21 protein-coding genes are annotated in these 26,500 nt (G+C 67.7%); 15 read left to right on the forward strand and 6 right to left on the reverse strand.

Going from position 1 to position 26,500, the window contains the following annotated elements; genetic code table 11:
- From LC066_RS19970 to LC066_RS19985, 4 genes are all read left to right on the forward strand, one after another.
- Positions 1–1,319, forward strand: a 1,319-nt coding sequence (locus LC066_RS19970) for an AAA family ATPase (RefSeq protein WP_224902914.1), incomplete at its 5' end; no start/stop codon positions are given.
- A gap of 3 nt (positions 1,320–1,322) precedes the next feature.
- Positions 1,323–2,417 carry a ParB/RepB/Spo0J family partition protein gene (locus tag LC066_RS19975; RefSeq protein WP_224902917.1) on the forward strand — a complete coding sequence of 365 codons (1,095 nt, stop codon included), beginning with the start codon at positions 1,323–1,325 and terminating at the stop codon, positions 2,415–2,417.
- 186 nt (positions 2,418–2,603) lie between these two features.
- Complete coding sequence (locus LC066_RS19980) at positions 2,604–3,581, forward strand: phospholipase D family protein (RefSeq protein WP_224902920.1); 978 nt, start codon at positions 2,604–2,606, stop codon at positions 3,579–3,581.
- A 126-nt stretch (positions 3,582–3,707) separates the two neighbouring features.
- Positions 3,708–4,007, forward strand: coding sequence for a WGR domain-containing protein (locus LC066_RS19985; RefSeq protein ID WP_224902923.1), 300 nt, complete (start codon positions 3,708–3,710; stop codon positions 4,005–4,007).
- 195 nt (positions 4,008–4,202) lie between these two features.
- On the opposite strand, the gene LC066_RS19990 is transcribed toward LC066_RS19985, so the two are convergent.
- Together LC066_RS19990 and LC066_RS19995 are read right to left on the reverse strand one after the other, a co-directional pair.
- Positions 4,203–5,192, reverse strand: coding sequence for an MDR family oxidoreductase (locus LC066_RS19990; RefSeq protein WP_224902925.1), 990 nt, complete (start codon positions 5,190–5,192; stop codon positions 4,203–4,205).
- A gap of 36 nt (positions 5,193–5,228) precedes the next feature.
- Entirely contained in the window at positions 5,229–5,972 is a 744-nt protein-coding gene (locus LC066_RS19995) for a FadR/GntR family transcriptional regulator (protein ID WP_222481290.1), read from the reverse strand.
- Positions 5,973–6,140: 168 nt separating this feature from the next.
- On the opposite strand from LC066_RS19995, the gene LC066_RS20000 reads away from it, so the two are divergent.
- The gene (locus LC066_RS20000) at positions 6,141–7,529 is read left to right on the forward strand and encodes an FAD-binding oxidoreductase (RefSeq protein WP_224902928.1); all 1,389 of its coding nucleotides are present in this window, start codon (positions 6,141–6,143) and stop codon (positions 7,527–7,529) included.
- Between the two features lie 18 nt (positions 7,530–7,547).
- Positions 7,548–10,913, forward strand: coding sequence for an indolepyruvate ferredoxin oxidoreductase family protein (locus LC066_RS20005; protein ID WP_224902930.1), 3,366 nt, complete (start codon positions 7,548–7,550; stop codon positions 10,911–10,913).
- A 65-nt stretch (positions 10,914–10,978) separates the two neighbouring features.
- Here the strand turns inward: LC066_RS20005 and LC066_RS20010 are convergent, their stop codons facing one another.
- The 4 genes from LC066_RS20010 to LC066_RS20025 all read right to left on the reverse strand — a co-directional run bounded on the left by LC066_RS20010 (position 10,979) and on the right by LC066_RS20025 (position 16,053).
- Positions 10,979–13,084, reverse strand: a complete 2,106-nt coding sequence (locus LC066_RS20010; RefSeq protein WP_224902933.1) for an acetate--CoA ligase family protein — start codon at positions 13,082–13,084, stop codon at positions 10,979–10,981.
- Positions 13,071–13,880, reverse strand: a complete 810-nt coding sequence (locus tag LC066_RS20015) for an enoyl-CoA hydratase/isomerase family protein (protein WP_222481298.1) — start codon at positions 13,878–13,880, stop codon at positions 13,071–13,073. The genes LC066_RS20010 and LC066_RS20015 overlap by 14 nt, the downstream gene beginning before the upstream one ends.
- A gap of 100 nt (positions 13,881–13,980) precedes the next feature.
- Positions 13,981–14,883 (reverse strand): pseudouridine-5'-phosphate glycosidase, encoded by a 903-nt coding sequence (locus LC066_RS20020; protein ID WP_224902936.1) that lies wholly within the window; start codon positions 14,881–14,883, stop codon positions 13,981–13,983.
- A 12-nt stretch (positions 14,884–14,895) separates the two neighbouring features.
- Positions 14,896–16,053, reverse strand: coding sequence for a carbohydrate kinase (locus LC066_RS20025; protein WP_224902939.1), 1,158 nt, complete (start codon positions 16,051–16,053; stop codon positions 14,896–14,898).
- A 163-nt stretch (positions 16,054–16,216) separates the two neighbouring features.
- Between LC066_RS20025 and LC066_RS20030 the strand changes: the two genes are divergently transcribed.
- From LC066_RS20030 to LC066_RS20070, 9 genes are all read left to right on the forward strand, one after another.
- Positions 16,217–17,161, forward strand: a complete 945-nt coding sequence (locus LC066_RS20030; RefSeq protein ID WP_224902942.1) for an isopenicillin N synthase family dioxygenase — start codon at positions 16,217–16,219, stop codon at positions 17,159–17,161.
- A 138-nt stretch (positions 17,162–17,299) separates the two neighbouring features.
- The gene (locus LC066_RS20035; protein ID WP_224902945.1) at positions 17,300–18,331 is read left to right on the forward strand and encodes an ABC transporter substrate-binding protein; all 1,032 of its coding nucleotides are present in this window, start codon (positions 17,300–17,302) and stop codon (positions 18,329–18,331) included.
- An 80-nt stretch (positions 18,332–18,411) separates the two neighbouring features.
- Positions 18,412–19,458 (forward strand): ABC transporter ATP-binding protein, encoded by a 1,047-nt coding sequence (locus tag LC066_RS20040; RefSeq protein ID WP_224902948.1) that lies wholly within the window; start codon positions 18,412–18,414, stop codon positions 19,456–19,458.
- Position 19,459: 1 nt separating this feature from the next.
- Positions 19,460–20,299 carry an ABC transporter permease gene (locus tag LC066_RS20045; RefSeq protein ID WP_222481309.1) on the forward strand — a complete coding sequence of 280 codons (840 nt, stop codon included), beginning with the start codon at positions 19,460–19,462 and terminating at the stop codon, positions 20,297–20,299.
- Positions 20,296–21,084, forward strand: coding sequence for an ABC transporter permease (locus tag LC066_RS20050; protein ID WP_222481311.1), 789 nt, complete (start codon positions 20,296–20,298; stop codon positions 21,082–21,084). Before LC066_RS20045 ends, LC066_RS20050 begins: the two co-directional genes overlap by 4 nt.
- Before the next feature lie 146 nt (positions 21,085–21,230).
- Positions 21,231–22,337 carry a Fic family protein gene (locus LC066_RS20055; RefSeq protein ID WP_224902951.1) on the forward strand — a complete coding sequence of 369 codons (1,107 nt, stop codon included), beginning with the start codon at positions 21,231–21,233 and terminating at the stop codon, positions 22,335–22,337.
- 153 nt (positions 22,338–22,490) lie between these two features.
- A complete protein-coding gene (locus LC066_RS20060) occupies positions 22,491–23,552 on the forward strand; it encodes a sugar phosphate isomerase/epimerase family protein (protein ID WP_224902954.1) in 1,062 nt (353 codons plus the stop codon).
- Complete coding sequence (locus tag LC066_RS20065) at positions 23,549–24,646, forward strand: Gfo/Idh/MocA family protein (protein ID WP_224902959.1); 1,098 nt, start codon at positions 23,549–23,551, stop codon at positions 24,644–24,646. The genes LC066_RS20060 and LC066_RS20065 overlap by 4 nt, the downstream gene beginning before the upstream one ends.
- Before the next feature lie 334 nt (positions 24,647–24,980).
- A complete protein-coding gene (locus LC066_RS20070) occupies positions 24,981–26,258 on the forward strand; it encodes a flavin-containing monooxygenase (protein ID WP_224902962.1) in 1,278 nt (425 codons plus the stop codon).
- The last annotated feature ends 242 nt before the right edge of the window (positions 26,259–26,500 follow it).

Here is a 26,500-nt window from a genome sequence, read left to right on the forward strand (position 1 = left end):
TCGCCAAGGCCGCGACCTTCGCCGCCCGGGGCCGCGATGACCTCGCCAAGCGCGGCTATGCCCCCGATGGCGCCAAGCGGCTGCGCAAGTTCTCCACCTGGGAGGTGTGCCGCTACCTGATCCCCGTCGGCGCCGGTCATCTGCGCCGGGTGCTGAAGGCCCACCCCGAGCTGCCCCAGGGCACCGGCGACGGCAATTCAAAGTGGTTCACCCTGGATGAGGTGCTGCGCCTGCGCGATCACTTCGCCGAGGAAGGGGATCCGAACCGCGAATATTCCGCCTGGCGCCCCGAGGGCCTGCCGGCGAAGGTCGTGGCCGTGGCCAACTTCAAGGGCGGCGTGGGCAAGACCTCTACTGCCGCGCATCTGGCCATGTCGGCGGCGCTGGACGGCTACAAGGTGCTGGTCGTGGATCTCGATAGCCAAGGGTCCATGACCTCGATCATGGGCGGCAAGGTCGAGGATGAATGGCAGACCGCCTTCCCCCTGCTGGCCGCCGACTACGCCCGCCATCTGCAGGAGGAAAACCGCGTCCGCGCCGCCCAGGGCCTGGACCCGATTCCCTTTGATGAGACCCTTAACGAGGCGTTAACGGTTTCGCCGCGAAACCTGATCCAGAAGACCCACTGGCCCAATATCGACCTGATCGGCGCCCAGCTGAACCTCTACTGGTCCGAGTTCCAGGTGCCCGTCTGGCGGATGCAGCTGCGCTCCTGGCCGCTCTGGGATGCCCTGCAGAATGCCTTCGAGGACACCGGCCTGCTGGACGACTACGACGTGGTCTTCCTCGATACTCCGCCGGCCCTCGGCTACCTGACGATCAACGCGCTCTCGGCCGCCGACATCCTTCTGGTGCCCCTCGGGGCGTCGTTCCTGGAGTTCGATTCCACGGGCCGTTTCTTCGACATGATCTATTCCACCTTTGCCTCGATCGAGGAGGGGGAGAACCGCATCCGCCGCCAGGACGGGCTGCCGGAGATGCAGTTCGAATGGGATGCCGTGCGGGCCCTGATCACCCGCTTCGACGCCGCCCAGCAGACCGATCTGGCGAATGTGATCCAGGCCTATTTCGGCGACTTCATGACCACCTACCGGCAGGAACTGACCGCCATGGTCGGCCAGGCCGGGGAGCAGGTGTCGGGCATCTACGAGACCGATTATCGTGACTTCAATCGCGACACCTACGTCCGCGGGCGGGAGACCTTCGACCGCACCTGGGCGGAGGTGAAGCAGGTCATCCTCGGCACCTGGTGGCGGGATCAGCAGATGGCCGAGGCCGAGACGGACACCACCCAGGACAGCAGCGAAGCGGAGGGGTAACAGATGGCCAAGAGACGCAAGCTTCAGGCGCCCTCGACCGAGGAGATCACCCAGCTCGAAGAGGAGTTTCGCCGCGAAACCGGGGCCGCGCGCGCTCCGTTAACGGCGCCGATTGCGCAGGTCGCCGCCGAACAGGCCAGCGCCCATCAGGCCCGCCCGGCGGAGGAACGCGCCAAGCTGGCCCAGGACCATGCCGATGCCGAACGGCTGCGCGACGCCGAGGGGCGGGGCCTTGTCATGGCGGAGATCCCGCTGGACGAGATCGACCCCGAGGCGCTGGTGCGCGACCGGGTGGTGCTGGACGCCGCCGAGATGACCGAGCTGCAGATGTCCATCGCCGCCAACGGGTTGCGCCTGCCGATCGAGGTCTTCGCCACCCCCGACGACCCCCGCGGCTACCGCTATGGGCTGCTGTCGGGCTACCGCCGTCTGCGGGCCGTGCAGGCGCTGCGCAACCTGAACCCGAAGGCGGGCCAGTACGACGCGATCAAGGCCGTGATCCGCGATCCGGAGGCCATGGGCGGCACCTTTGCGGCGATGATCGAGGAGAACGAGATCCGCGCCAGCCTGAGCCATTTCGAGCGCGGGCGAATCGCCGTGATCGCCAGCCAGCAGGGAGCTTTCGCAAACGTTGAGGCGGCGGTCGATGGGCTGTTCCCGATGGCGTCCAAGGCCAAGCGGTCGAAGATCCGCAGCTTTGCCCTGATCTTCGAGGAGCTGGGCGACATGCTGACCTATCCCGACCTGATCAAGGAGAAGGACGGGCTGAAGCTGGCGCAGGCGCTGCGGGCGGGGGCGGAATCGACCCTGCGCGCGGCCCTGGCCGAGAAGGTGGCCCAGACCCCCCAGGAGGAGGCGGAGATGATCGCCACCGCCCTGGAACAGGTCGAGCCGCCGGAGCCCGACCGCCGCCGGGGCGGCCGCCCGAAGAAACAGGCGCCGCGTCAGCAGAAGGTGCTGAACAGCGGCGTGATGCTGGACTTCGGCGAGGAAAGCACCGGCTGGACCATCCGCCTGAAGGGCCGCCAGCTGGACCGCGAGGTGGTCGAACTGGCCGTGGCCGAACTGGAACGGCTTCTGTCCCGCGAAGAGCTGTAGGGCAGGGGACGCGTTTCTACCGGCCTGACCGAAAGAAAGAAGAATGTATCGGGTCTATCTTGAAGGATAATAATGTCGGATTTCTACGTCAGCTATTATGCGGCGGTGTAGAAAACGGGAGATTTACTAGGGTCGTTTCTGTAAGGTGCATTTCGAACATTTATGCCTTCAAAGGAGCGATATGATATGAATGTCCTGGATGGCCCTCAACTTGCTGAACGCATTCGCAAAGAAATAGGCGCGCGCGAGAACGCGAAGTTTGCCGTGGCCTTTTGGGGGAATGGGGCGGCTGAGGCTTTGGGTATCGGTGCCAGCACCAAGATGAAAGCCGTCTGCAATCTGATGAGCGGGGGGACCAACCCGGACGAGATTCGCGGGCTTCTTGAGCAGGGCGCGGAGGTTCGACAGTTGAACGACTTGCACGCCAAGATCGGCGTGGTTGGCGATCTGTCCTTCCTTGGGTCTTCGAACATGTCGTCCAACGGGTTGGGTGGTGAGGAGCAACCTTGGGGATGGCGCGAAGCGAACGTGGTTTACGACGAAGTTGTGCCTGAAATCCTTGGAATGTTCGAGGACTACTGGGCTCGGGCGTCCGAGATCAAAGAGGCTGACCTGGCAATGGCTGACAGGCTTTGGTCTGCCCGGCGGAAGGGGAATGCGGTGGTTCAAGCCAAGCGAGGTCGCGGCCTGGTTCAGGTCCTGCGCGAGACACCGGATGTGCTCGATAGGCTTAATGTTCGGATGGTCGTCTATGACAGGGTTACCGACGAGGCGATGCTGCGCCAATTTGAAGAGGCCGACGGCAAAGCGCAAAGCAAATACTCAGACGAATTTTCTACTTACATGGGGTGGGAGACGATAAAGGAGCAGGCCGACGCCTATTTTGTCGATTATGAATGGCCTGCCAGGGGTGGGATCGTGAATGGTCATATCTATCGCCGCGATATAGAGCGATTTCCTGATCTTCCAACTGATGGCGATTTCCACGTCGTGCACTGGGTTAAGGATATTGAAGGAATACCCTTCAATACGAAGGACAAGGCGATTATCCGAAAGGCTTTCCACAGTTACGAGAAGCAAGGTCTTCAGAGCGAGTCCGAAAACGAGCGGTGTTACAACTTTCCGATTTCCAAGCTGCGCGATTTTCTGCCTGATGATGCGTAGCTAGTTAAGGTTAGGCAGCTTTCGTCACGCGACCCGAGAAACGCTGTACTCTGATCTCTAGGGCCCATGACTGGCGGCCCCTGACGCCCGCTGCTAGGAGGGGGAACTGCCCGAGGATGCCGCGAGATGAGCGATCAGCCTGACCAACTGGATGTCTTCCCGACTAGCGTCGATCTGACCCGGATCGACGAGGAGATGAACATGCGCCGGTTCTACCGGATCTGCCTGCAGCCGGACCTGTTCGGGGGCGTGACCCTGGTGCGGGAATGGGGGCGGATCGGATTTCGCGGACAGTCCATGACCATGCGCCACGCCGATGAGGGTGAGGCCGTCACCGCCCTGATGAAGCTGGCCGCGACCAAGACCCGGCGCGGCTATCGCGATGCCCGCGAGGGCGGGCCCCCCGAGGCGGACGGCGAGGAGTGAGCCGCCGCAGGCGGGCCGGGCGGTCCGGCGGTGGCCGGAGCGCCCGGGGCAGGGGGCGGACCGGGGGTCTTCTTCATGTGATGGGGCAGGGGGGTGACGTAACCCATTGGGCCAAAAGAAAATCCCCGGACCTGCGCGGGGCGGGTCCGGGGATCTGTCGTTTCAGAGCCCTGTAAAGGGCCGGGGGCGCGCGGATCAGACGGTGACGACGACGCGGCCCTGGATCTGGTTCGCCATCAGCTTCTCCGCCAGATCCGGCAGCTCGTCAAAACCGTGGACCGTGTACATGGTGGACAGCAGATCGCGGTCCAGCTTTTCGTTCAGCAGGTCCCAGGCGGCCTTCCGCTTCGGCTTCGGCGCCATGACGGAATCGACGCCCAGCAGGGCGACGGAGCGCAGGATGTGCGGCATCACGGTGCCGGGCAGGGAGGGGCCTTCGGCCAGGCCGCAGGCGGCGACGGCGCCGCCGTAGCAGGTCTGCGCCAGCACGTTGGCCAGGGTATGGCCACCCGCGACATCCACCGCGCCGCCCCAGCGTTCGGGTTGCAGCGGCTTGCCCTGCTCCGACAGCTCGGCCCGGTCGACGAAATCGGTGGCGCCCAGCTTCGACAGGTAGTCATGGGTCTCCGGGCGGCCCGTCACGGCGGTGACGGAATAGCCCAGGCGGGCCAGCAGCGCCGTGGCGACAGATCCGACGCCGCCTGCGGCTCCGGTGACCAGGATCGGGGCGCCCTGCGGGTCCAGGCCCCAGTCCAGCAGCGCTTGCACGCAGAGCCCGGCGGTATAGCCGGCGGTGCCGATGGCCATGGCCTGTTCCGGGCTGAAGCCCTCGGGCAGGGGCAGCAGCCATTCCGGTTTCACCCGCTGGAATTTGGAATAGGCGCCCTGTTCGGTTTCCGACAGGCCCCAGCCGTTGAGGATCACCTTGTCGCCGGGGGCGAATTCCTCGGTGGCGCTTTCGACCACGGTGGCGGCCATGTCGATGCCCGCGGTCATCGGCAGCCGGCGGGCGATGCGGCCCTTGCCGGTGACGGCCAGCCCGTCCTTGTAGTTCACGGTGGAATGGCTGACCTCGACCAGGACCGGCAGGTCCGGCAGGTCGGCCAGGGTCATCTCGGTCATCTCGGCGCGGGTCTTGCGGTCGCCGGCGTCGGTGATGCGCAGGGCGGTGAAGGTGTCGGACATGGTATTCCTCCGGGGTTGGGGCGGCCCCCAGTGGGTCTAGACGGGCCGCTTGGCGTCGCGGGCCCTCTGGGCCGCGGCGTAGGTGTCGGTGAGGTGGCTGAGCAGCCGTTCCAGGGCCAGGCGGGCCCGTTGTGCATCCCGGGCTTCGACCGCTTCCAGCAGGTTCTGCTGATGCGCCAGGGTGTCGGCACGATTGCGCTGGCCGACCACGATCATGTTCAGCAGCGGGATGAAGCTTTCGATGACGGTGGTCATCATTAGCCGCAGGGGGGCGTTGTGCGCCGCCTCGACGATGGCGCGGTGAAAGCCCACGTCGGCGGCGCAGAATTCCGTGTCCGGCAGGGTGGGGTCGGCCTGGCGGGCCAGCGCCGCGCGCATGGCGGCCAGGTCGTCCTCGGTGCGCAGGTCGCAGGCGCGTTCGAGGCACAGCGCCTCGGTTTCCAGCCGCGCCTCGATCAGCTCGTCGATGTCGAAGGCGCCCATGCCGACCATCAGCATGGCCGAGGTCGCCTGGGTTTCCACCAGCTCCTCCAGCTCCGGGCGCTTGACGAAATTGCCGCCCGTGGGGCCGCGGCGCGAATGGATGAGGTTGAGGGCGGCGAGCCGTTTCAGCGCCTCGCGCACCGTGGGGCGGGAGACGCCGAAGCGCGTGGCGAGCTCCTCCTCGCCGGGCAGGCGGTCATCGGCCTTCAGCCGGCCATCGAGGATCGCGGCGTGAATTTCATCCGCCACCTGACGCGCCAGACCGGCGGTCACCACTTGCCCGAATTTCACGCTCATCTGCTAGCCCGGCTCCGGTGAAAGGATCGTTGAAAGAATAATAGGTTTGACAAATATGGATAAGACCGCATGACATGGGGCCATGTCTACCGGAAATGTCCCCATGCCGTGGCGTCGGCCCGGAAATGGCGCCGGGATGGGCAGGATGCGATGACGGGATCTGCTGACATGACGAGTGATTTGCCCCGGGCGTTCTGGGCGGCGCTGGAGGATCTGCCGCCGCTGGCGGTGCTGCGCGGGGTCGATTGCGACCGCCATGCCGCGGATGCCACCGGCAACATCAGCCAGGCCCCCGAGGCGGTGTTTCGCCCCGCCACCACGGCCGAGCTGTCGCGGATCATGGCCACCTGCAGCGCCCATGGTGTGCCGATGGTGGTGCAGGGCGGGCTGACCGGCCTGTCGAACGGCGCCACCCCGCGCGCGGGGGAGGTGGCGATCAGCCTGGAGCGGATGAACGTGCTGGGCGCCGTCGATCCGGTGTCGGCCACCGTCTGCGCGGGCGCCGGCGTGACCCTGCAGCGGGTGCAGGACGCGGCGGCGGCCGAGGGGCTGTCCTTCGGCGTCGACATCGGCGCGCGCGGGTCCGCTACCCTGGGCGGGCTGGCGGCGACCAATGCCGGCGGGCTGAACGTGATCCAGAGCGGCATGATGCGCGCCCAGGTGGTCAGCCTGGAGGTGGTGCTGGCCGATGGCCGGGTGCTGGGCCATGTGCGCCCCCTGGCCAAGGACAACTCGGGCTTTGACCTGAAGCAGCTGTTCATCGGCTCCGAAGGGGTGCTGGGCGTCATCACCCGGCTGTGCCTGGCGCTGCGCCCCGCGCCGGGGCCGCAGCAGACGCTGTTTGCCGCCGCCCCCGACATGCCCGCCGCCGCCGCCCTGCTGGCGCGGCTGCGGCGTCAGGCGCCGGGGCCGGTCACCGCCTTCGAGGTGCTGGACGAGGCGATCTTTGCCCGCATCCTGGAGCAGGGCCACCGCCCGCCGTTTGCGCCCGAGGGGATCCAGGTGCTGGCCGAGGTGGAAACCGCCGACCCCGAGCCGCTGCAAACCGTGCTGATGCAGGCGATGGACGCGGGCGAGATCAGCGACGTGACCCTGGCCGCCTCCGGCCAGCAGGCCGCCGCGCTCTGGGCCCTGCGGGAGGGTTGTGGCGAGGCGGTGGCGGCGATGCGCGCGCCCGTGGGTTTCGACATCGGCCTGCCGGTGGCCGCGATGCCCGCCTTCCTGGAGGACACCCGCGCCGCCCTGGCGGAGATGCCCGAGACCCACCCGGCGGTCTTCGGCCACCTGGGCGACGGGAACCTGCATTACATCGTCGACACCCCCGATCATGCCCGCGCGGCCGAGATCGTGCTGGGCGCCGTGGCGCGTGCGGGCGGGGCGATCAGTGCCGAACATGGGCTGGGCCGGGAAAAACCCGGCTACCTGCCGTTGGTACGCAGCCCCGGGGAACTGGCCGTGATGCGCGGCCTGAAGACCCTGCTGGATCCGGCGGGGCTGCTGAACCCGGGGCGCGTGCTGCCCGATGAAACGACCCTCTCTCCCCACCCTCTCCCCTGACCAAGTGAAGCCAAGCAGATGAGCCGAGCCGACAAACTCTCCCCCGACATGGCGCAGACCGCCTTCCTGTCCGGCACCCAGGCGCTGGCGAAACTGCCGCAGCTGATGCGCCAACGGGACGAAGCGGCGGGGCTGAATACCGCCGGCTATGTCACCGGCTACCGCGGCTCGCCCCTGGCGCAGCTGGACCGGGAAATGACCAAGGCGGCCAAGGGGTTGGCCGAGAACCATATCCATTTCCACCCCGCGCTGAACGAGGACCTGGCGGTGACGGCTGCCTGGGGGACGCAGCAATCGTCGCTCTTCGACGGCGTGCGTTACGACGGGATTTTCGCGCTTTGGTACGGCAAGGGGCCGGGGGTGGACCGGTCGTTGGACGCCATCCGCCACGCCAATGCCGATGGCACCGATCCCCGGGGCGGCGTTCTGGTGATGATGGGCGACGACCACGGCGCCGTCAGTTCCACCCTGCCGCATCAGACTGAGCATGACATGATCGCGGTGCAGGTGCCGGTGCTGGCCCCTGCGGGGGTGCAGGATTACCTGCGCTTCGGCCTTCTGGGCTGGGAAATGTCGCGCGCGTCCGGCGCCTGGGTGGGGTTCAAATGCCAGACCGAGGTGGTGGAAAGCAGTGCCACCGTGTCGATGGAGGGGCTGAACACCCCCGCCGTGCTGCCCGAGGGGGCCGGCACCCACGCCCTGCGCTGGCCTGACGGGCCCTTCCCCAAGGAAGCGCGGATCGAGAAGAAGCTGGCGCTGGTGCAGGAATTCGCGCGCCTGAACGGGTTGGACGAACGGTTTGGCGCAGGGGATGCGAAGATCGGCATCGTCTCGGCGGGCAAAAGCTGGCTCGATCTGCGCGCCGCGCTGGCCCGTCTGGGCCTGACCGAGGACGACGTGGCGGCCCATGGGATCCGCCTGCTGAAACTGGGCCTGACCTGGCCGATTGATCCCGTGGGGCTGACGCAGTTCGCCGCAGGTTTGGACGAGCTGATCGTGGTCGAGGAAAAGCGCCCGGTGATCGAGGATCAGGTGAAGGCGATCCTCTTCAACATGGCCACCCGTCCGCGCGTTTCGGGCAAGACGACGCCCGAGGGCGCGCCGCTGATGTCGGCCTTGGGCGAATTGCACCCGCATGAGATCATGGAAGCGGTGCTGTCGCGCCTGCCCGATGCGATGCGTGCCGCGCTGCCCACGCCCGCGCCGATCCTGACCGGCGAGGCCCCCGCAGCAGCACCGGCGCTGGATCGCGACCCCTATTTCTGCTCCGGCTGCCCGCACAGCCTGTCCACCCGTCTGCCCGACGGCAGCCGCGCCACCACCGGCATTGGCTGCCATATGATGGTGATCGGGGTGGAGGGGCGCAACACCTCGACCTTTACCCAGATGGGGGCCGAGGGGATCAGCTGGCTGGGCCTGTCGCCCTTCACGGATGAGAAGCACATCTTCGCCAACATGGGCGACGGGACGTGGTTCCATTCGGGCGCGCTGGCGATCCGGGCCGCCGTCGCGGCGCAGGTCAACATGACCTACAAGGTGCTCTTCAACGATGCTGTCGCCATGACCGGCGGCCAGCCCCATGATGGTGAGCTGTCGGTGCCCAAGATCGTGAAACAGGTGCTGGCCGAGGGCGTGCGCGAGGTCGTCGTGGTGGCCGAACAGCCCGAGCGGCTGAAAGGCCAGCTGCCCGATGGCGTGCGCATCTGGCACCGCGACCACATGGACGAGGTGCAGCGTCACCTGCGCGAGGTCGAGGGCGTCACCGTCCTGATCTACGACCAGGTCTGCGCCGCCGAGAAACGCCGCCGCCGCAAGTCGGGCGAGTTCCCGAAGATCGCCAAGCGGGTCTTCATCAACGATCTGGTCTGCGAGGGCTGCGGTGATTGCTCGGCGCAGTCGGGCTGTATCTCCATCGAGCCGGAAGAGACCGAGTTCGGCCGCAAGAGGCGGATCAACCAGTCGTCCTGCAACGGCGATACGTCTTGCCTGAAGGGGTTCTGCCCCAGCTTCATCAGCGTCGAGGGGGGCCGCCTGAAGAAACCCGGCAAGGCCGAGGCGAAGACCGATAGCGCGCCCTTGCCCGACCCGGAGGTGCCGCGCATCGACGGGGTTTACAACCTGATGCTGGCCGGGATCGGCGGGACCGGGGTGCTGACGGTCAGCCAGGTGCTGGCGCGGGCCGCGCATCTGGACGGGCTGGCGGTGCAGTCGCTGGATCAGACCGGGCTGGCGCAGAAGAACGGCTCGGTCGTCGGGCACCTACGGCTGGCGCCGGATGCCCATGACCTGACGGCGGCCCGGGTTGGCGAAGGCGAGGCCGATCTGGTGCTGGCCTTCGACATGCTGGTGGCGCGGTCGGCCAAGGTGCGGCCGATGCTGGGGCAGGGACGGACGCGGGTGGTGGTGGATGACCGTTTGGCGCCGAACGCCAGCTTCGTGCAGAACACGGCGATGGAATTCCGCAAATCCTCTGGGCTGGAGGCGCTGAAGGGGATGGTCGGGCAGGGGCATTGCCTGGTGGTGCCCGGCACCGATCTGGCGCTGACCACCATGGGGGATGCGATTGCTACCAACCTGCTGATCCTGGGCTATGCCTGGCAGAAGGGGCTGGTGCCGGTCGGCGCCGAGGCCCTGCGCGAGGCCCTGCTGGGCGCGCGCGGCGGTGAGGCCAACCTGACCACCTTCGACTGGGGCCGCCGCGCGGCGGTGGAGCCGGATCTGCTGGACCGTCTGGGCGGCGCGCCGGAACCGGAGGCCGCGGTGGAGGAAGAAACTCTCGAGCAGCTGATTGCGCGGCGGGCGGAGTTCCTGACCGGCTATCAGTCGGGGCGCTATGCGAAACGCTATCTGCGGCTGGTGGATCAAGCCAAGGCCGCCGAGGCGCCCCTGGGCCGGGAGGCGTTCACCCGCGCCGTGGCCCAGACCGCCTTCCGCCTGATGGCTTACAAGGATGAATACGAGGTCGCGCGGTTGCATCTGGACGCGGCGCAGAAGGCGCGGCTGTCGGAGACCTTCGAAGGGGATTACAAGATCCGCTATCATCTGGCGCCGCCGGTGCTGTCGAAGACCGATCCGCGCACCGGACGCACGGCGAAGCGCGAGTTTGGCCCTTGGATCGAATCCGGGTTCCGCGTGCTGGCGGCGATGAAAGGGCTGCGCGGGACGGCGCTGGATCCCTTCGGGCGGACCGAGGAACGGCGCATGGAACGTGCGCTGGTGGCGGAGTTCGAGGCGGAGGTGGCGGCGCTGGCCGATACGCTCACCGCCGAGACCCACGCCCGCGCCGTGGAACTGGCCGAGTTGCCGCAGATGGTGCGTGGTTTCGGTCCGGTGAAGGAGGCGAATGTGGCCGCCTATCGGGCGAAACGGGCCGAGTTGGGCTGAACAGAAAAAGGCCGGGACGCCGCAGGGCGCCCCGGCAGTCGGGGAGAGTTCCGAGGGGCGCGCCGTCAGTCCGGCGCGCTCTTTTTCGTCAGGATCAGCGCATCGAGCAGGCGCAGGCCCCCGCCCTGGTTCAGCGGCAGGGCGCGGACCGGGTTCAGGTCCACGGCCTCCAAAGCGTCGGCATGGGCGCAGCCCCAGTCGGACAGCGCCACCATGGCACGGATCAGCGCCGCACGATCGCAGGGCGGCGCCCCGCGATAGCCGTCCAGAAGCGCGTCCAGACGGGTGCGCTTCAGGAGTGCCGCGGCGCTGTCGCGCGTCAGCGGAAGGAGCTCAAACGCCGCATCGTCCAGCAGTTCCACCAGGGTTCCGCCCAGGCCCACCACAAGGCCCGGCCCAAAGGGCGGGCTGTCGACGAGGCCCAGCATGGCGTCGACGCCTTCGCCCACCATTTCCTGCACCAATACCCCGTCGAGCCGCGCCTCGGGCGCATAGGCGCGGGCGGAGGTCATGATGCGGTCGAAGACGTCCGCCGCCTGTTCGGTGGCGACCGAGAGCGCCACGCCCCCGGCTTCGGTCTTGTGGGAGATATCGGGGGAGGCGATTTTCAGCACCGCGAGGCCGGGCAGGGCGGAGACGGCCTCTGCCGCCGCTTCGGCGCTGGTGACCAGCTGTTCCGAGGGGCCGGGCAGGCCGAGGGGGGCCATCAGGGCGCGGGCCTCGGATTCGCTGAGCGAGGCGGGCAGGGGGGCGGTGCCGTTCGGCGCGCGCCAGGTGACCGCGCGCGGCGTGGTGGCCCATTGGGCCGTCGCCGTGAGCGCGGGCCGGGTGCCTTGCAGGCGGGCGGCGGCGCCGTAGGCCGTGGCCACGGTGTCATGCAGACCCGCCGAGAGGTTGGCGAGCGCCATGACGGGCGTTTGCCCGGAATAGGCGGCGACGGCCCCGGCGATGCCGTGGTATTCGGCGGCCATGTCGGGGGCCATGGCGGGCGGTGCATCCTGGGCAGCCAGCACCACGCCGACGCCCGGGTCGGCGTCGAGGATGTCCAGCACCTTCGTATAAAGCGACGGATCGCCAAAGGGTGCGCCGGTCACGTCCAGCGGGTTCTGCGGCGTGGCGAAGCCGGGCAGCAGGTCGCGCAGGGCGGTGACGGAGGCCTCTGACAGGTCGGCCAGGGGCAGGCCCGCCTCGGCGGCGATGTCGGCCACATGGGCGACGCCGCCGCCGGAGACGCCCAGCACGGCGGCGCGGGGCAGGGCAGGGGGCGCAGGATAGGCCTGCGCCAGTTGCAGGGCGGCCAGGAAACTGTCCATGTCGGGCATGTCCAGCAGGCCCACCCGGGCGCAGAAGGCCCGCGCCGCGTCCTCGGTCCCGGCCAGGGCGCCGGTATGGGCGGCGGTGGCCCGTTGACCGGCGGCGGACCGGCCGACGCGCAGGGCGACGGCGGTCTTGCCGCCGGCGTGCACCTGCTCCATCGCGGCAGCGAGGGCGTCGGGGTCGCCCATGTCCTCGATCACCATCGCGATGGTGTCGACGCCGGGGTCAGTGGCGAAATGGGCGACGTAATCGGCCAGCCCGGTGACGGCAGAGTTGCCGGCCGAGACCAGCGCGGCCAGTCCGATCTGCCCCGAATGCGCCAGGGCAATGGCCGAGGCGCCGGAGGCGGAGATCAGCGCGGTGCGCCCGCGTGGCAGGTCGGGCGAGATGGTCGAGGAGTAGAGCGCGGCGCCGCTGTCGCAGGCCACGAGGCCGAGGCAGTTCGGGCCGCAGACGGCCATGCCATGTCGGCGTGCGATCTCGGCCACCTGCGCCTCAAGCGCGGCCCCCTCGGGGCCGGTTTCACCGAAGCCCGAGGCCAGGATGACGGCAGCGCGGGCGCCCATGCGGCCTGCTTCGTCGAGCGTGTCGGGGACCAGTTCGGCGCGCAGCCCGATCACCACGCAGTCGGGGCGGGTGTCGAGCGCGGAGAGCGATGGAAAGGCCGTCAGACCGAAGACCGACTCCGCCTTGGGGTGCACCGGGATCACCCGGCCCGCAAAGCCGAAGCGGGCGAGGTTCTTCATCACGTAGCCGGCGGAATTGCCCTCCCGCTCTGACGCGCCCACCACCGCGATGGTGGCGGGGGCGAAGAGGGCGTTAAGCGCCCCGGCTCGGGGCTCAGTCGAGGCCACGGAAGGGCCCGTCGCGATATTCGAGGTATTCCTTCAGCGTCATCTTGGCGAGCTTGCGCATCCATTCCTCGCCCTCGTCGGTGACGTGCAGACCGGCGATGGAGGTGATGTTGTAATCAAACGACGCCTGAAGACCGGCCACCATCTGCTGGTTGTTGATCGACTTCTTGGTGTATTTCAGCGCGGGCGTGGGCATCCGGGCCATCTTGCGGGCCAGATTTTCGGCGCGCAGGGTCAGTTCGTCCGCCGGCACCACCTTGTTCACGAGGCGCATCTTGTCGGCCTCCTCGGCGTCGATGATGTCGCCGGTGAACATGAGGTAACGCACGTCGCGGGTGTGCAGCAGCCAGGGCATCATCAGCGCGGGCGGGCCGGAGTTGTGGCGCACTTCGGGTTCGCCGAACTTGGCGTTGTCGGCGGCGATGGCCAGGTCGCAGGACATCATCAGCTCCAGCGCGCCGGCGAGGCAGTAGCCGTTGACGGCGGCGATCACGGGGATCGGGGCCTTCCAGATGTTCAGAAGCGCGGTGGCGTTCTCGGTCATGTCCTCGACCCAGAAGTCGAAATCGACGACGAAATCACCGCCCTGAAGGTCATAGCCCGAGCTGAACGCCCGGCCCGCGCCGGTGATGATCAGGGCGTTCACGTCAGGATCCTCGACGGCCTCGGCCAGGGCGGCGTCGATCTCGCGGATGCAGTCCTTGTTCATCGCGTTCAGCTTGTCGGGCCGGTTCAGCGTGATGGTGGCGAACTTGTCGTCGGGATCCTTGGTGTAGAGGATCGTTTCGTAACTCATGGGAAAGCTCCTGTCGGGTGGCCCGGGGGCCTGGTTCTATTGGGGCCGGGGAGGGCCCTGAACGAAACGGGCGGCAGGGTGCCCCGCCGCCCGGTCCGGATCACTTGGCGGACATGGCCACCGCGATGTCGGCGGCCAGGCGCGCGTTGTTGCGCACCAGCGAGATATTGGCCTTCAGGCTACGGCCTTCGCTTTTCTCGACGATGCGGGCCAGCAGGAAGGGGGTCAGTTCCTTGCGGGTCACGCCCTGGGCGTCGGCGGCGGCGATGGCCTCGTCGATGATGCCGTCGATCTCGGCAGGCGCCAGCGCGTCTGCCTCGGGGACCGGGTTGGCGACCAGGACGCCGGTGCCGGTGCCCAGGCTGTCATGGGCGTCGATGGCGGCGGCCAGGTCGGTGGCGCTGTCCAGACGGTGATCGGCGGGGTAGCCGCTTTCGCGGGCGAAGAAGGCGGGGAAGGCGTCGGTGCCGTAGGCGATCACCGGCACGCGGTTGGTTTCCAGCACTTCCAGCGTCTTGGGGATGTCGAGGATCGACTTCACCCCCGCGCAGACCACGGTGACGGGGGTGGCGCCCAATTCGGTCAGGTCGGCGGAGACGTCCCAGCTGTGCTCGGCGCCACGGTGCACGCCGCCGACGCCGCCGGTGGCGAAGACGCGGATGCCGGCGAGCGCGGCCAGGCGCATGGTGGCGGACACCGTGGTGCCGGCGGAGGCCTTGCGCACCATGGCCACGGCCAGATCGCGGCCCGAGGCCTTCACGCAGTCGGTGTCCTGGGCGAGCGCGTCCAGCTCTGCCTCGGTCAGGCCGATCTTGATCTCGCCCTTCACCACGGCAATCGTCGCCGGGATGGCGCCACGGGCGCGGATCTCGCCCTCGACCGCCAGGGCGGTTTCGAGATTGGCGGGGTAGGGCATGCCGTGGGTGATGATGGTGGATTCCAGGGCAACGACGGGGGCGCCCTTGGCGAGCGCGTCGGCGACCTCGGGGGTGAGGGTCAGCATGTCGGGGGTCATCTAGGCGGATACTCCGGGATCTAGGGAGGAGGAGGAGGACAGGGCGGTGCCCTGCGGCAAACGGTGGTGCTGCTGGTCGAGGAAGGCGGCGCTGAGGTCGGCGCGCACGGTGGTGGCGGTTTCCACGGTCAGCGCGGCCAGAAGGGCGCCGGTGCGGGCGGCCTCGGCCAGGGGCTGCCCGGCGAGGGTGGCATGCAGGGTGCCGGCGATCATCGCATCGCCCGCCCCCGTCACCTCGACCGGGTGGGAGGGGATGGCGGGCACATGGGTGACGCCGCTGTCGTCGGCCACCACCAGCCCCTGGGTGCCGGTGCTGACCACCACGCCGCTGACGCCGCGTGCGCGCAGGGCCTGAGCGGCCTCGGCCGCGCCGGTGGAATCGGCCGGGAAACTGCCCGAAAGATAGGCGCTGGCCTCGTCCAGGTTCATGAACAGCAGCCCGACGCCGGTCAGATCGGCGGGCAGGCGCTGTGCCTTGTGGGTCGAGACCGGGTCGATCGCCAGGGTGTAGCGCGCCCCGCGAGAGCGTTCGATCAGGGTGCGGATCGTCTCCATCGGCGGGTTGCAGTCGGAAAACAGCAGGGTGGCGCTGGTCAGATGGGCGCGGGCGCGCTCCAGCCGGTCGGGGGTCAGCTCCTCGAAGATGTCCATGTCGGCGATGCCCAGGTCGAGGTCCCCGTCGGGCGACAGGATCGCGCAGTATTCGGCGGTGGAGCGGTGGCGCGACAGGGCCACCTGGGAGACATCGACGCCCCGGTCGCGCAGGTGGCCCAGCAGGGTGCGCCCGGTCTGATCGTCGCCGACCACCGAGACGAAGCTGGTGTCATGCCCCAGAAGGGCGAGGTTTTCCAGCACGTTACGCGCCACCCCGCCGTAGGAATGAAACCCCGTGGCCGGGTTCGAGGTGCCGCGCACAAGGGGCTGGCTGGCCTGGAACTTCCGGTCGAAGACGGCGCCGCCGAGACAGACCACCCGCTTGGCCGCCGGCAGGACGTAGCCGCGCCCCAGGATGTAGCCCTTGCGGGTCAGCGAGACGATATGGGCGGCCACCGTCGACCGGGCGATCGACATCTGGTCCGCCAGCTCCTGCTGGCCGGCGAAGGGGTTCTGGGTGATGTGCGTCAGGATCGCCGCTTCGAGAGGCGAAAGGTCATCCATGGCGATTTTTCCTCGGGGACGTTGTTATTTCTGTAGACAACAAGTGTTTTGGTCGTCAACAGTTGTTTTATGACGCAGCGGAAGCCTGATTTCACAAGGGCTCCGCGGCGCGACAGAGGCGTCCCGCATGGCGGAGGCGCCCGGCACGACAAGGAGGTTTGCCATGGCTACCGACACGATCGACCTGATCCCGGTTGTCGATATTTCCGAGTTCATCAGCGGCGGCCCCGGCGCGGGCGCGGTGGTCGAGAAGATCCGCACCGCCGCCACCGAAAGCGGCTTTTTCCTGGTCACCGGCCACGGGGTCGACCCGGCGGCGACCAAGCGCCTGTACGACCTGGCCTATGCGTTCTTCGATGAACCGCAGGACTGGAAGGTCGGCGTGGGGCGCGGCAAGGACGTCGAAGGCGGCGTGGCCTTCGCCCCGATGAAGGAAGAGGCCCTGGCGGGCACCCTGGGGATGAAGACCCCGGGCGACCTGAAGGAAAGCCTGAACTTCGGCCCGCGCCTGGCCGGCGACACCTGGCCCGACCGCCCCGCAGGGCTGGAGGCGGCGTTCCGCGACTATTTCGTCGAGATGGAGACGCTGGCGCGTCACCTGCGCGGCATCTTCTGCACCGCCATCGGCCTGGCGCCCGATTTCTTCGAGAAGGATTTCGAGAACCACCTCTCGGCCCTGCGCGTCATCAACTACCCCGAACAGAGCGAGCCGCCCGAGGACGGCCAGCTGCGCGCGGGCGAACATACCGATTACGGCTTCATGACCATCCTGCGGTCCGAGGCCAGCGCGGGCGGTCTGCAGGTGCAGCGCCGCGATGGCGTCTGGCTGGACGCGCCCAACATCGAGGGCGCCTATGTGGTCAACATCGGTGACGCCTTCATGCGCTGGTCGAACGACGAATGGGTCAGCACCCCGCACCGCGTGGCCAACCCGCCGTCGGGCTTCCACGGCACGGCGCGGCGCCAGTCGATCCCGTTCTTCCTGAACCCCGCGGCCGAGACGATGATCGAATGCCTGCCGCCCTTCGCCAAGGATGGCGCCAAGTACGAACCGATCAGCTTTGCCGATTACATCGCGCTGAAGACCAGCCAGGCCTTCGGCGGCTGAGCCCGTTTCGCGGCCCCTCCCCGGGGGTCGCTTCGGGGTGTCCCCTCTCCCCTTCCGGGGGCGCTCCATTTCCGGCACCGGGCAGCAAGATCCGGGCCGTTTCCGTCCACAGCGACAGTTCAACAGAGGAAGACACACATGACCCTGACACGACGTCAAACCCTTGGCGGCATGGGCGCCCTTGGCCTCAGCGCCTTCATGCCCCGCTACGCCTATGCCCAGAACAGCGAAACCCTGGTGGTGCCGACCCTCGGCGGCGTCTGGGAACAGTTCTGGCGCGAGAACATCGCCCCCGCCTTCACCGAGATGACCGGCGCCAACGTGACGCTGGACGTGGGCAACGGCCGCGTCTTCGGCGCCAACCTGCGTGCCGCCGGCGCCGAGGAGCCGCCCTATTCCATCGTGATGACCAACGAGGTCTTCGCCCAGTCCCTGCGCAAGGAAGGCTTCTTCGAAGAGCTGGACCTGGAGAAGATGCCGAACTACGCCGATCTGTATCCGATCGCGCAGACCGCCGGCGGCTATGGTGCGGTTGGCACCTATTCCCCGATCGGCATCGGTTTCCGCACCGACATGGTGCCCGCGCCGAGCGCCTGGAAGGACCTGTGGAAGGACGATTACAAGGGGCTGATCGGCCTCTACAACTTCGCCAACTCCGCCGGCAAGATGGAGCTGCTGCTGGCCTCGAAGATCTTCGGCGAAGACCAGTATGACGTCGACGCGGGCTTTGCCGCGCTGGCCGATCTGGGCCAGGTGATCCAGGTCGATTTCAACCTGTCCACCGCCATGGCCTCGGGCGAGATCGCCATCGCGCCCTTCGATTTCGCCGAAATCGTCCGCCTGAAGGGCCAGGGCCTGCCCGTCGATTACGTGGTGCCCGAAGAAGGCGTGATCGCCTTTGACCAGACCCTGAACATCCTGGCCAATGCGCCGAACAAGGACCTGGCCTATGCCTATGCCAACTTCCTGATCTCCCCCGAGATCCAGGAGATGCTGATGCGCCAGTTCTTCACCTCGCCCACCAACTCGAAGGTCATCGTGCCCGACGAGCTGAAGGAACAGGTGCCGATCTCCGGCGAGGACATGGCGGCGATCCTGCAGTGGGACTGGGAATTCGTGAACGAGAACCAGAACGACCTGTCCGAACGCTGGGCCCGCGAGGTCGGCTGACCCGCCCCCTTTCGCATGACAGGAGGCAGGGCCCGAGCGGCCCTGCCTCGGCACTTAGGCACGACAGGAACGCGCATATCATGACCGAAGTCAGGTTGAACCGGCTCACCAAGATCTACTCGGGCGGCAAACCGGCGGTGGATTCCATCACGCTCGACATTCCCTCGGGGCAGTTCGTTTCGCTGCTTGGCCCCTCGGGCTGTGGCAAGACCACGACCCTGAAGATGCTGGCCGGGTTCGAGGACGTGACCAGCGGCGAGATCGCCTTTGACGGCGAGGACGTGGGCCGGGTGCCTGCCGAGGATCGCGACATCGGCATGGTGTTCCAGAACTACGCGCTGTTTCCCCATATGACGGTGCAGCAGAACCTGGCCTTCGGGCTGGAGATGCGGAAGGTCTCGAAGGCGGAGATCAAGCGCCGCGTGCAGGCCACGCTGGAGATGGTGCAGCTGGATCACCTGGCGGATCGGTACCCTGCGCAGCTGTCCGGCGGGCAGCAGCAGCGGGTCGCCATCGGCCGCGCCCTGACGATCGAGCCGCGCATCCTTCTGCTGGACGAGCCGCTGGCCAACCTCGACGCCAAGCTGCGCGAGGAAATGCGCGTCTTCATCCGCGATTTGCAGAAACGGGTCGGCATCACCACCGTCTACGTCACCCATGACCAGGCCGAGGCCATGACCATGTCGGATCTGGTGGTGGTGATGTTCGACGGCCATATTGCCCAGGCCGGCGCGCCCCGCGAGATCTACGAGACCCCGAAGACCGCCAAGGTCGCGGGCTTCGTCGGCCAGGTGAACCTGATCGAGGCGCCCATGGATCCCGCGACGCCCGGCCATGCCGCCACCCCCTTCGGTCCCGTGCCGGTCACCGCGCCGGGCGTGGGCGAAACCGTGACCCTGGCCCTGCGCCCCGAGGCCATCGACATCGCCCCCGCAGGCGCCCCCGGCACCCCCGCGACCATCGAGCGGGTGCAATATTCCGGCGCCATCGTGGACTATACCCTGCGCTTTGCCGACGGCACGGCGATGGAGGTGAAGACGATCCCGCGCCATCCCTTCGCCACGGGCGATGCGGTCAGCCTGTCGGTGGACCTGGCGCGCTTCCGTCAGCTGGAACGGGAGTATTGAGATGTCGCAGCGCAAGACCTTCCTGCTGCTGCTGCCCGCCGGGGTCCTGCTGGTCGTCTTCCTGGCGATCCCCTACGTCAGCGTCTTCATCTCGGCCTTCCGCGAACCGGGGCAGGGCACACCCTATGGCGAGGGCTACACCATCGCCAACTTCACCCGCATCCTGGGCGACTGGTTCTATGTGAAACAGGCGCTGAACACGATGCTGATCGGCGCGGTCACGACACTGGCGACGCTGGTGATCGGCCTGCCGGTGGCGTTTCAGCTGGCGCGCCCGGACCTGAAGCTGCGCGGGCTGTTCTACGGCATCGTGCTGTCGCCGCTTCTGGTGGGGATCGTCATCCGGTCCTACGGCTGGACGATCCTTCTGGGCAACAACGGCGTCATCAACCGGACCCTGCGGGAGTGGGGCTGGATCGATGGGCCGCTGCCGCTGATGTACAACACCCTGGGCATCGTCATCGCGCTGACCCACGTGTTCCTGCCCTTCATGATCCTGCCGATCATGTCGGCGGTGCAGGGCATCGACCCCTCGGTCGGTTCCGCCGCGCGGTCCCTCGGCGCGAAACGCCCGACGGTGATCCGCCGCGTGCTGCTGCCGCTGGCCATGCCGGGGATCCAGTCGGGCTGTATCCTGGTCTTCGTGCTGGCGCTGTCGTCCTACGTGACGCCTGCCCTGATCGGCGGCCTGCGGGTGAAAACCACCGCCGTGACGGTCGTCGATGCGATGATCGACACCTTCCAGTGGCCCTTCGGTGCCGCGCTGGCGCTGACCCTGTCGGTGCTGGGCGGCGGCTCGGTTCTGATCTTCGCCCGCCTGACACGCATGAAGTGGAAATGACCATGGGCCGCAATGTCCTCAACATCTACTGCCTGGCGGTCTACGCCTTCCTGCTGGCACCGATCTTCGTGGTCGTGGGCGCGTCCTTCAACGCCGGCGAATTCCTGACCTTCCCGCCGCAGGGCCTGTCGCTGCGCTGGTACTTCACCTTCTTCGAGAACGAGGTCTTCCTGCGCGCCATCGGCACCTCGCTTTGGATTGCCGCCGTCGCCACCTTCTTTTCGGTGATCATCGGCACCATGGCGGCGATCCACTACGTGAACTTCGCCGGGCGCTACAAGGAGGCCGTGCGCGTCGCCGCCCTGTCGCCGCTGCTGCTGCCGGAAATCCTGACGGCCATCGCCCTGCTGTTCTTCCTCTACGACATCGGCATCGGCACCACGACGATGTTCGGCCTGCTGGTCGGCCACGTGCTGATGACGCTGCCCTTTGTCTTCATGAATGTCTCGGCCTCGCTGGAGGCCTATGACACCGACTGGTCCATGGCGGCCCGGTCCCTGGGCGCGCGGCCCTTCACCCGGTTCCGCCGCATCATGCTGCCGCTGATCAAGCCGGGGATGATCGGGGGGGCGCTGTTCAGCTTCGTCATCAGCTTCGACATCTTCACCATCTCGCTGCTGCTGAAATCCATCGGCACGGCGACCCTGCCGATCCAGCTGTTCGACTACCTGAAGACCAACTACACCCCCGAGGCCGCGGCCGTGTCCACCCTGTCCATCGTGGCGACGATCACCGTGGTGGTGATCGTGGAGAAGGTGATCGGGCTGAAGATGCACAAGTTCTGACGCGATTGCTCCCCCCTTCAGAGCCTTTACGGGGCGGGCCAGAGGGTCCGCCCCGTTTGTCGTCTGCCCGCGGTGAGGGGATTGTGACGTATTATTCCCATCAGTAACTGTTTGCTTATGAGTGGAATAACCCCCATATTCCCCTCATGGAGATCTGGAACACCCCCGCCTGGCCGCACTTCCGGCACGATCCGGCCGCCACAGAGGCCCGGCTGGCGCAGGTCGCGGCGCGCCTTGGCGCGATGCAGGGAATGCAGGCAGGGCTGTCGGCGGAGGATCGGCAGGCGGCCTTCCTGCGCGCGGTGACCGGCGAGGCGCTGGCCTCCTTCGCGATCGAGGGCGTGCCGCTGCAGGCGGAGGAGATCGAGGCCTCCGTCGTCGCCTCGCTGGCGCATCGCGACCGGGCGGCGGGGCCGGTGAAACGCACCGATGCCATTGCAGACCTGATGCTGGAGGCGCGCGCGGGCGAGGGGCCGCTGACCGCCGACCGGCTGCACCATTGGCACGCCCTGCTGTTTCACGGCACCGAGGCGGAGGAGCGCGGCCAATGGCGCAGCTTCCCGATGGAGATCGTGCGCGGCCCCACGGGGCGGCGCGAGGATGTCCTTTACACCGCACCCCCACCTGACCGGCTGGCGGCAGAGATGGCGCGGTTCCTGGGCTGGCTGGCCGAGGCGCCCCACCCGGTGCCGATCCGCGCCGCCCTGGCGCATCTGTGGTTCGAATCCATCCACCCCTTCGCCGATGGCAACGGGCGCATCGGGCGGGCGATCATCGAGCATGTCTTCGCCAGCGATCCCGGCGGGGCGCTGCCCTTTTCGCTGTCGCGGCAGATCGAGGCCGACAAGCGCGGCTATTACGCCGCGCTGCAGGCCGGGCGGCGGGTGACGGGCGCGGCGATCGACGCCACGCCCTTTGTCTGCTGGCTGCTGGACCGGCTGCTGGCGGGGGTCGATGCGGCGGAGGCGGAGGCGCGTTTCCTGCTGCGGCGCAATAGGTTCTTTACCCGGCACGGCGATCTTCCTCCCCGGGCGGATCAGGTCCTGCGGCGGCTTTTCGCGGAAGGCGAGGCACGGCTGGCCCAGGGCATCAGCGCCGGCCCCTGGGGCAAGATCGCCCGCGTCTCGCCCGCCACGGCCACCCGCGACCTGGCCGACCTGGAACGGCGCGGCGTGCTGCGCCGGGGCGAGGGGGGCGGCCGGTCGACCCGGTTCTACCTGGTGGAAGACGACCCCGCGACGCCGCGCAGATAGAGTGCGCCTGACCGCCGGTTCGATAAAACCTAAGGGCGCGTGCCTTTCGGGCGCGCAGGCATATGTCTATACCTCGCGCGATGGCGTGACGGCCCCCCGGGGCCGGTCCGCGCGACCGATCCAGCAGCGCCCGCAGGGGCCAGAGGTGAGTTGATGACACAGAAACCGATCAAGGGCCCGGCGATCTTCCTGGCGCAGTTCCTGGGCGACGAGGCCCCCTTCGACACGCTGGAGGGGCTGGCCGGATGGGCCGCGGATCTGGGCTACAAGGGGGTACAGGTCCCCTGCGACCCGAAGCTGATCGACCTGGACCTGGCCGCCACCTCGAAGGATTACTGCGACGATCTTCGCGGTGTCTGCGCCGACAAGGGCGTGGAGATCACCGAGCTGTCGACCCACATGCAGGGGCAGCTGGTGGCGGTGCATCCCACCTACGCCCCGCAGTTCGATGCCTTCGCCCCCGAGGCGCTGCGCGGCAAGCCCCGCGAGCAGGCCGACTGGGCCGCGGGCGAGGTCATCAAGGGCGCCAAGGCGTCGCGCAACCTGGGCCTCGACGTGCAGGTCGGGTTTTCCGGCGCCCTGTGCTGGCCCTTCCTTTACCCCTGGCCGCAACGGCCCCAGGGGTTGATCGAGGAAGGCTTCGCCGAGCTGGTGCGCCGCTGGCGGCCGATCCTGGACGCGCACGAGGATCTGGGCGTCGATTACGCCTTTGAACTGCACCCCGGCGAGGACCTGATGGACGGCGCCAGCTTTGAACGCTTCGTCGCGGCGCTGGACGGGCACAAACGGGCGACGATCGCCTACGACCCGTCGCATTTCGTTCTGCAGGGACTGGATTACCTCCAGTTCATCGACCTTTACCACGACCGGATCAGCGCCTTTCACGTCAAGGATGCCGAGCTGAACTGCGATGGCCGCCAGGGCGTCTATTCCGGGTTCAACGGCTGGACGGACCGCGCCGGGCGCTTCCGCAGCCTGGGCGACGGGCAGGTCGATTTCGCCGGCATCTTCGGCAAGCTGACCCAGTACGGGTATCAGGGCTGGGCGGTGCTGGAATGGGAATGCTGCCTGAAATCGCCGGCGCAGGGCGCGGCAGAGGGCGCGCCCTTCGTCGCGCGCCACATCATCGAACCGACGCCGGTGGCCTTCGACGATTTCGCGGGCGGGGCGACGGACACGGCAACACTGAACAAACTTCTGGGGCTGGACGCATGAAACAGATCGCACTGGGCATGGTCGGCGGCGGGCAGGGCGCCTTCATCGGCGGCGTGCACCGTATCGCCGCGCGGCTGGATGGCCGCTTCAACCTGGTCGCCGGCGCGCTGTCGTCGGATCCTGAGCGCGCGGCGGCCAGCGCCGCCGAACTGGGGATCGAGCGCAGCTATACCGATTGGGCCGAGATGGCCCGGGCCGAGGCCGCGCGCCCCGATGGCATCAAGGCGGTGGCCATCGTCACCCCGAACCACGTGCATTTCGGCCCCGCCAAGGCCTTCCTGGAGGCGGGCATTCACGTCATCTGCGACAAGCCGATGACCGCCACCCTGGAGGAGGCGCTGGAGCTGCGCGAGATCGCGGCGAAATCCGATGCGCTGTTCATCCTGACCCATACCTATGCGGGCTACCCGATGCTGCGCGAGGCGCGGCGGCTGGTGGCCGAGGGCGCCCTGGGCAAGCTGCGCATGGCGCAGGTGGAATATGTGCAGGACTGGCTGGCGGAGCCGGTCAGCGGCAAGCAGGCCGACTGGCGCGCCGATCCGAAACAGGCAGGCACCGGGGCCATCGGTGACATCGGCACCCATGCGGCGCATCTGGCGCGCTTCGTCTCGGGCCTGCCGATCGAACAGGTGGCCGCCGAAATGCACACCTTCGTCGAAGGCCGCGTCGTGGATGACAATATCCATGTGATGATGCGCCTCGGCGCGGGGGTGCGCGGGATGCTCTGGGCCAGCCAGGTGGCGCCGGGCCACGACAACGACCTGCGCCTGCGGGTGATCGGGGAAAAGGCCACCGTCGACTGGTGCCACGACCGCGCGGAGGAGCTGCGCTTCACCCGTCTCGGCGAGGCGCCGCAGATCCTGACCCGCGGCGGCCCCGGATTCGAGGGCCAGGCGCGCGTGCCCGGCGGCCACCCCGAGGGCTATCTGGAGGCCTTCGCCTCGATCTACGCCGATGCGGCCGACGCCATTGAGGCCGGCGCGCTGCCCGAGGGGCTGCCCGGCGTCGAGGAAGGGGTGCAGGGCCTGCGCTTCATCGAGGCCTGCCTGGCCTCGGATGCGGACGACGGCCGCTGGACCGCGCTCAAGGACTGAGCAAATGGCAGGCGCCCACGGGCCGGATCGTGCCCGTGGGCCGCGCCGGGCCGGTTAGGCAGGACGTAATGAACGGGACGGGCAGGTGACTGCGCCGTCCCGTTTTGCATCCGGGTTTCAGGTTAAGCCATTGAAATTGATGGCGCGCCTCTTGCGCTGATAACTATCCGCTAAGAAAGATTATGTGAATCTGAACGCAGCGTACGCCGGTTGATTAGCCGTTTCCCAAGCAAGGGTTTTGAAATTCATGTTTTTGGCCCTGCGCGCCATCCCCTACCTTCGGCCTCATCCCCGCAGCGGGAAAACGCATTTACAGGACATGAGGTAACAGGAAATGGCGACGAAGATCGAAACGTTGGTCGTGGGCGGAGGACAGGCCGGCGTCGCCATGAGCGAACATCTGGGCAAGCTGGGCATTTCGCACGTCGTGCTGGAACGGGCCCGCATCGCGGAACGCTGGCGCTCGGAACGCTGGGATTCGCTGGTGGCCAACGGCCCCGCCTGGCACGACCGTTTCCCCAACATGGAATTCAAATCCGACCCCGACGCCTTCGTGCCGAAGGAAGAGGTCGCGGATTACTTCGTCGATTACGCGAAGATGCTGAACGCGCCGATCCACGAAGGGGTCGAGGTCACCTCGGTCACCAAGAAGGACGGTGCGCCGGGCTTCATCGTGGAGACCTCGGAAGGCACCTATGAGGCCAACAGCGTCGTGGCCGCCACCGGCCCCTTCCAGGTGCCCGTCTACCCGAAGATCGTCCCCGAGGATGCGCCCGTGACGCAGATGCATTCCAGCGCCTATCGCAACCCGGGCCAGCTGCCCGAGGGCGCGGTGCTGGTCGTGGGCGCGGGCTCGTCCGGTGTGCAGATCGCCGAGGAGCTGCTGGATTCGGGGCGCGAGGTCTACCTGTCGGTCGGCCCGCATGACCGCCCCCCGCGCAGCTATCGCGGCCGCGATTTCGTCTGGTGGCTGGGCGTGCTGGGCCTTTGGGATGCCGCGGCGATGGAGCCGGGCAAGGAACACGTCACCATTTCCGTGTCGGGCGCCCATGGCGGCAAGACCATCGACTTCCGCGAACTGGCGGCCAAGGGCATGAAGCTGGTCGGCATGACCGGCGCCTACGAGGACGGCAAGCTGTCCTTCGCCGCTGATCTGGCCGACAACATCCGCGCCGGTGACGCCGACTATTTCTCGATCCTGGACGCGGCCGATGCCTATATCGAACGCAACGGTCTGGACCTGCCCGAGGAGCCGGAAGCGCGCGAGCTGCTGCCCGACCCCGACTGCATGACCAACCCGCTGCGCGAGGTCGACCTGGCCGAGGCCGGCATCACCACCGTGCTCTGGGCCACCGGGTTCAAGCAGGATTACCCCTGGCTGAAGGTCGACGCCTTCGACGAGGCCGGCCGCCCCGTGCAGCAGCGCGGCGTGTCGCCGGAACAGGGTGTCTACTTCGTCGGTCTGCCCTGGCTGTCGCGCCGTGGCTCGACCTTCATCTGGGGCGTCTGGCACGATGCGAAATACATCGCCGACCATATCGCCACCCAGCACAAGTACGCCGAGTACCAGGGCCCCGAAGACACGGCGGCCCCGGCCGCCGCGGCCGAGTAAGCCCGGCCTGACGTCAGGTCTGGTCACGGGCCCAAATCCCCGCTCCGCGCCCCGCCCCGAGGCGCGGAACGACCCCACCCCCGGACGTCCCCGCGTCCGGGGGTTTTTTGTCCGCCCTGACGGGGGATTCGCCCGCATGGACAGGGGTTTGCCCGGCTTCGGAAAAACGGAAGGATGCTGCGCACTGGCGTCAGCTTGCCCCCGGGTTTCGCTGAGAAAACACTCTTTCTACCGCGCAGACA

Origin of the sequence: Pseudooceanicola marinus, from assembly GCF_020177265.1 — a bacterium.
GTDB classification, from domain to species: Bacteria; Pseudomonadota; Alphaproteobacteria; order Rhodobacterales; family Rhodobacteraceae; genus Pseudooceanicola; species Pseudooceanicola marinus_A.

Coding starts and splice junctions, on each gene's coding strand:
- LC066_RS19975 (WP_224902917.1), top strand. CDS start 1,323: ATGGCCAAGAGACGCAAGCTTCAGGCGCCCTCGACCGAGGAGATCACC.
- LC066_RS19980 (WP_224902920.1), top strand. CDS start 2,604: ATGAATGTCCTGGATGGCCCTCAACTTGCTGAACGCATTCGCAAAGAA.
- LC066_RS19985 (WP_224902923.1), top strand. CDS start 3,708: ATGAGCGATCAGCCTGACCAACTGGATGTCTTCCCGACTAGCGTCGAT.
- LC066_RS19990 (WP_224902925.1), bottom strand. CDS start 5,192: ATGTCCGACACCTTCACCGCCCTGCGCATCACCGACGCCGGCGACCGC.
- LC066_RS19995 (WP_222481290.1), bottom strand. CDS start 5,972: ATGAGCGTGAAATTCGGGCAAGTGGTGACCGCCGGTCTGGCGCGTCAG.
- LC066_RS20000 (WP_224902928.1), top strand. CDS start 6,141: ATGACGAGTGATTTGCCCCGGGCGTTCTGGGCGGCGCTGGAGGATCTG.
- LC066_RS20005 (WP_224902930.1), top strand. CDS start 7,548: ATGAGCCGAGCCGACAAACTCTCCCCCGACATGGCGCAGACCGCCTTC.
- LC066_RS20015 (WP_222481298.1), bottom strand. CDS start 13,880: ATGAGTTACGAAACGATCCTCTACACCAAGGATCCCGACGACAAGTTC.
- LC066_RS20020 (WP_224902936.1), bottom strand. CDS start 14,883: ATGCTGACCCTCACCCCCGAGGTCGCCGACGCGCTCGCCAAGGGCGCC.
- LC066_RS20025 (WP_224902939.1), bottom strand. CDS start 16,053: ATGGATGACCTTTCGCCTCTCGAAGCGGCGATCCTGACGCACATCACC.
- LC066_RS20030 (WP_224902942.1), top strand. CDS start 16,217: ATGGCTACCGACACGATCGACCTGATCCCGGTTGTCGATATTTCCGAG.
- LC066_RS20035 (WP_224902945.1), top strand. CDS start 17,300: ATGACCCTGACACGACGTCAAACCCTTGGCGGCATGGGCGCCCTTGGC.
- LC066_RS20040 (WP_224902948.1), top strand. CDS start 18,412: ATGACCGAAGTCAGGTTGAACCGGCTCACCAAGATCTACTCGGGCGGC.
- LC066_RS20045 (WP_222481309.1), top strand. CDS start 19,460: ATGTCGCAGCGCAAGACCTTCCTGCTGCTGCTGCCCGCCGGGGTCCTG.
- LC066_RS20050 (WP_222481311.1), top strand. CDS start 20,296: ATGACCATGGGCCGCAATGTCCTCAACATCTACTGCCTGGCGGTCTAC.
- LC066_RS20055 (WP_224902951.1), top strand. CDS start 21,231: ATGGAGATCTGGAACACCCCCGCCTGGCCGCACTTCCGGCACGATCCG.
- LC066_RS20060 (WP_224902954.1), top strand. CDS start 22,491: ATGACACAGAAACCGATCAAGGGCCCGGCGATCTTCCTGGCGCAGTTC.
- LC066_RS20065 (WP_224902959.1), top strand. CDS start 23,549: ATGAAACAGATCGCACTGGGCATGGTCGGCGGCGGGCAGGGCGCCTTC.
- LC066_RS20070 (WP_224902962.1), top strand. CDS start 24,981: ATGGCGACGAAGATCGAAACGTTGGTCGTGGGCGGAGGACAGGCCGGC.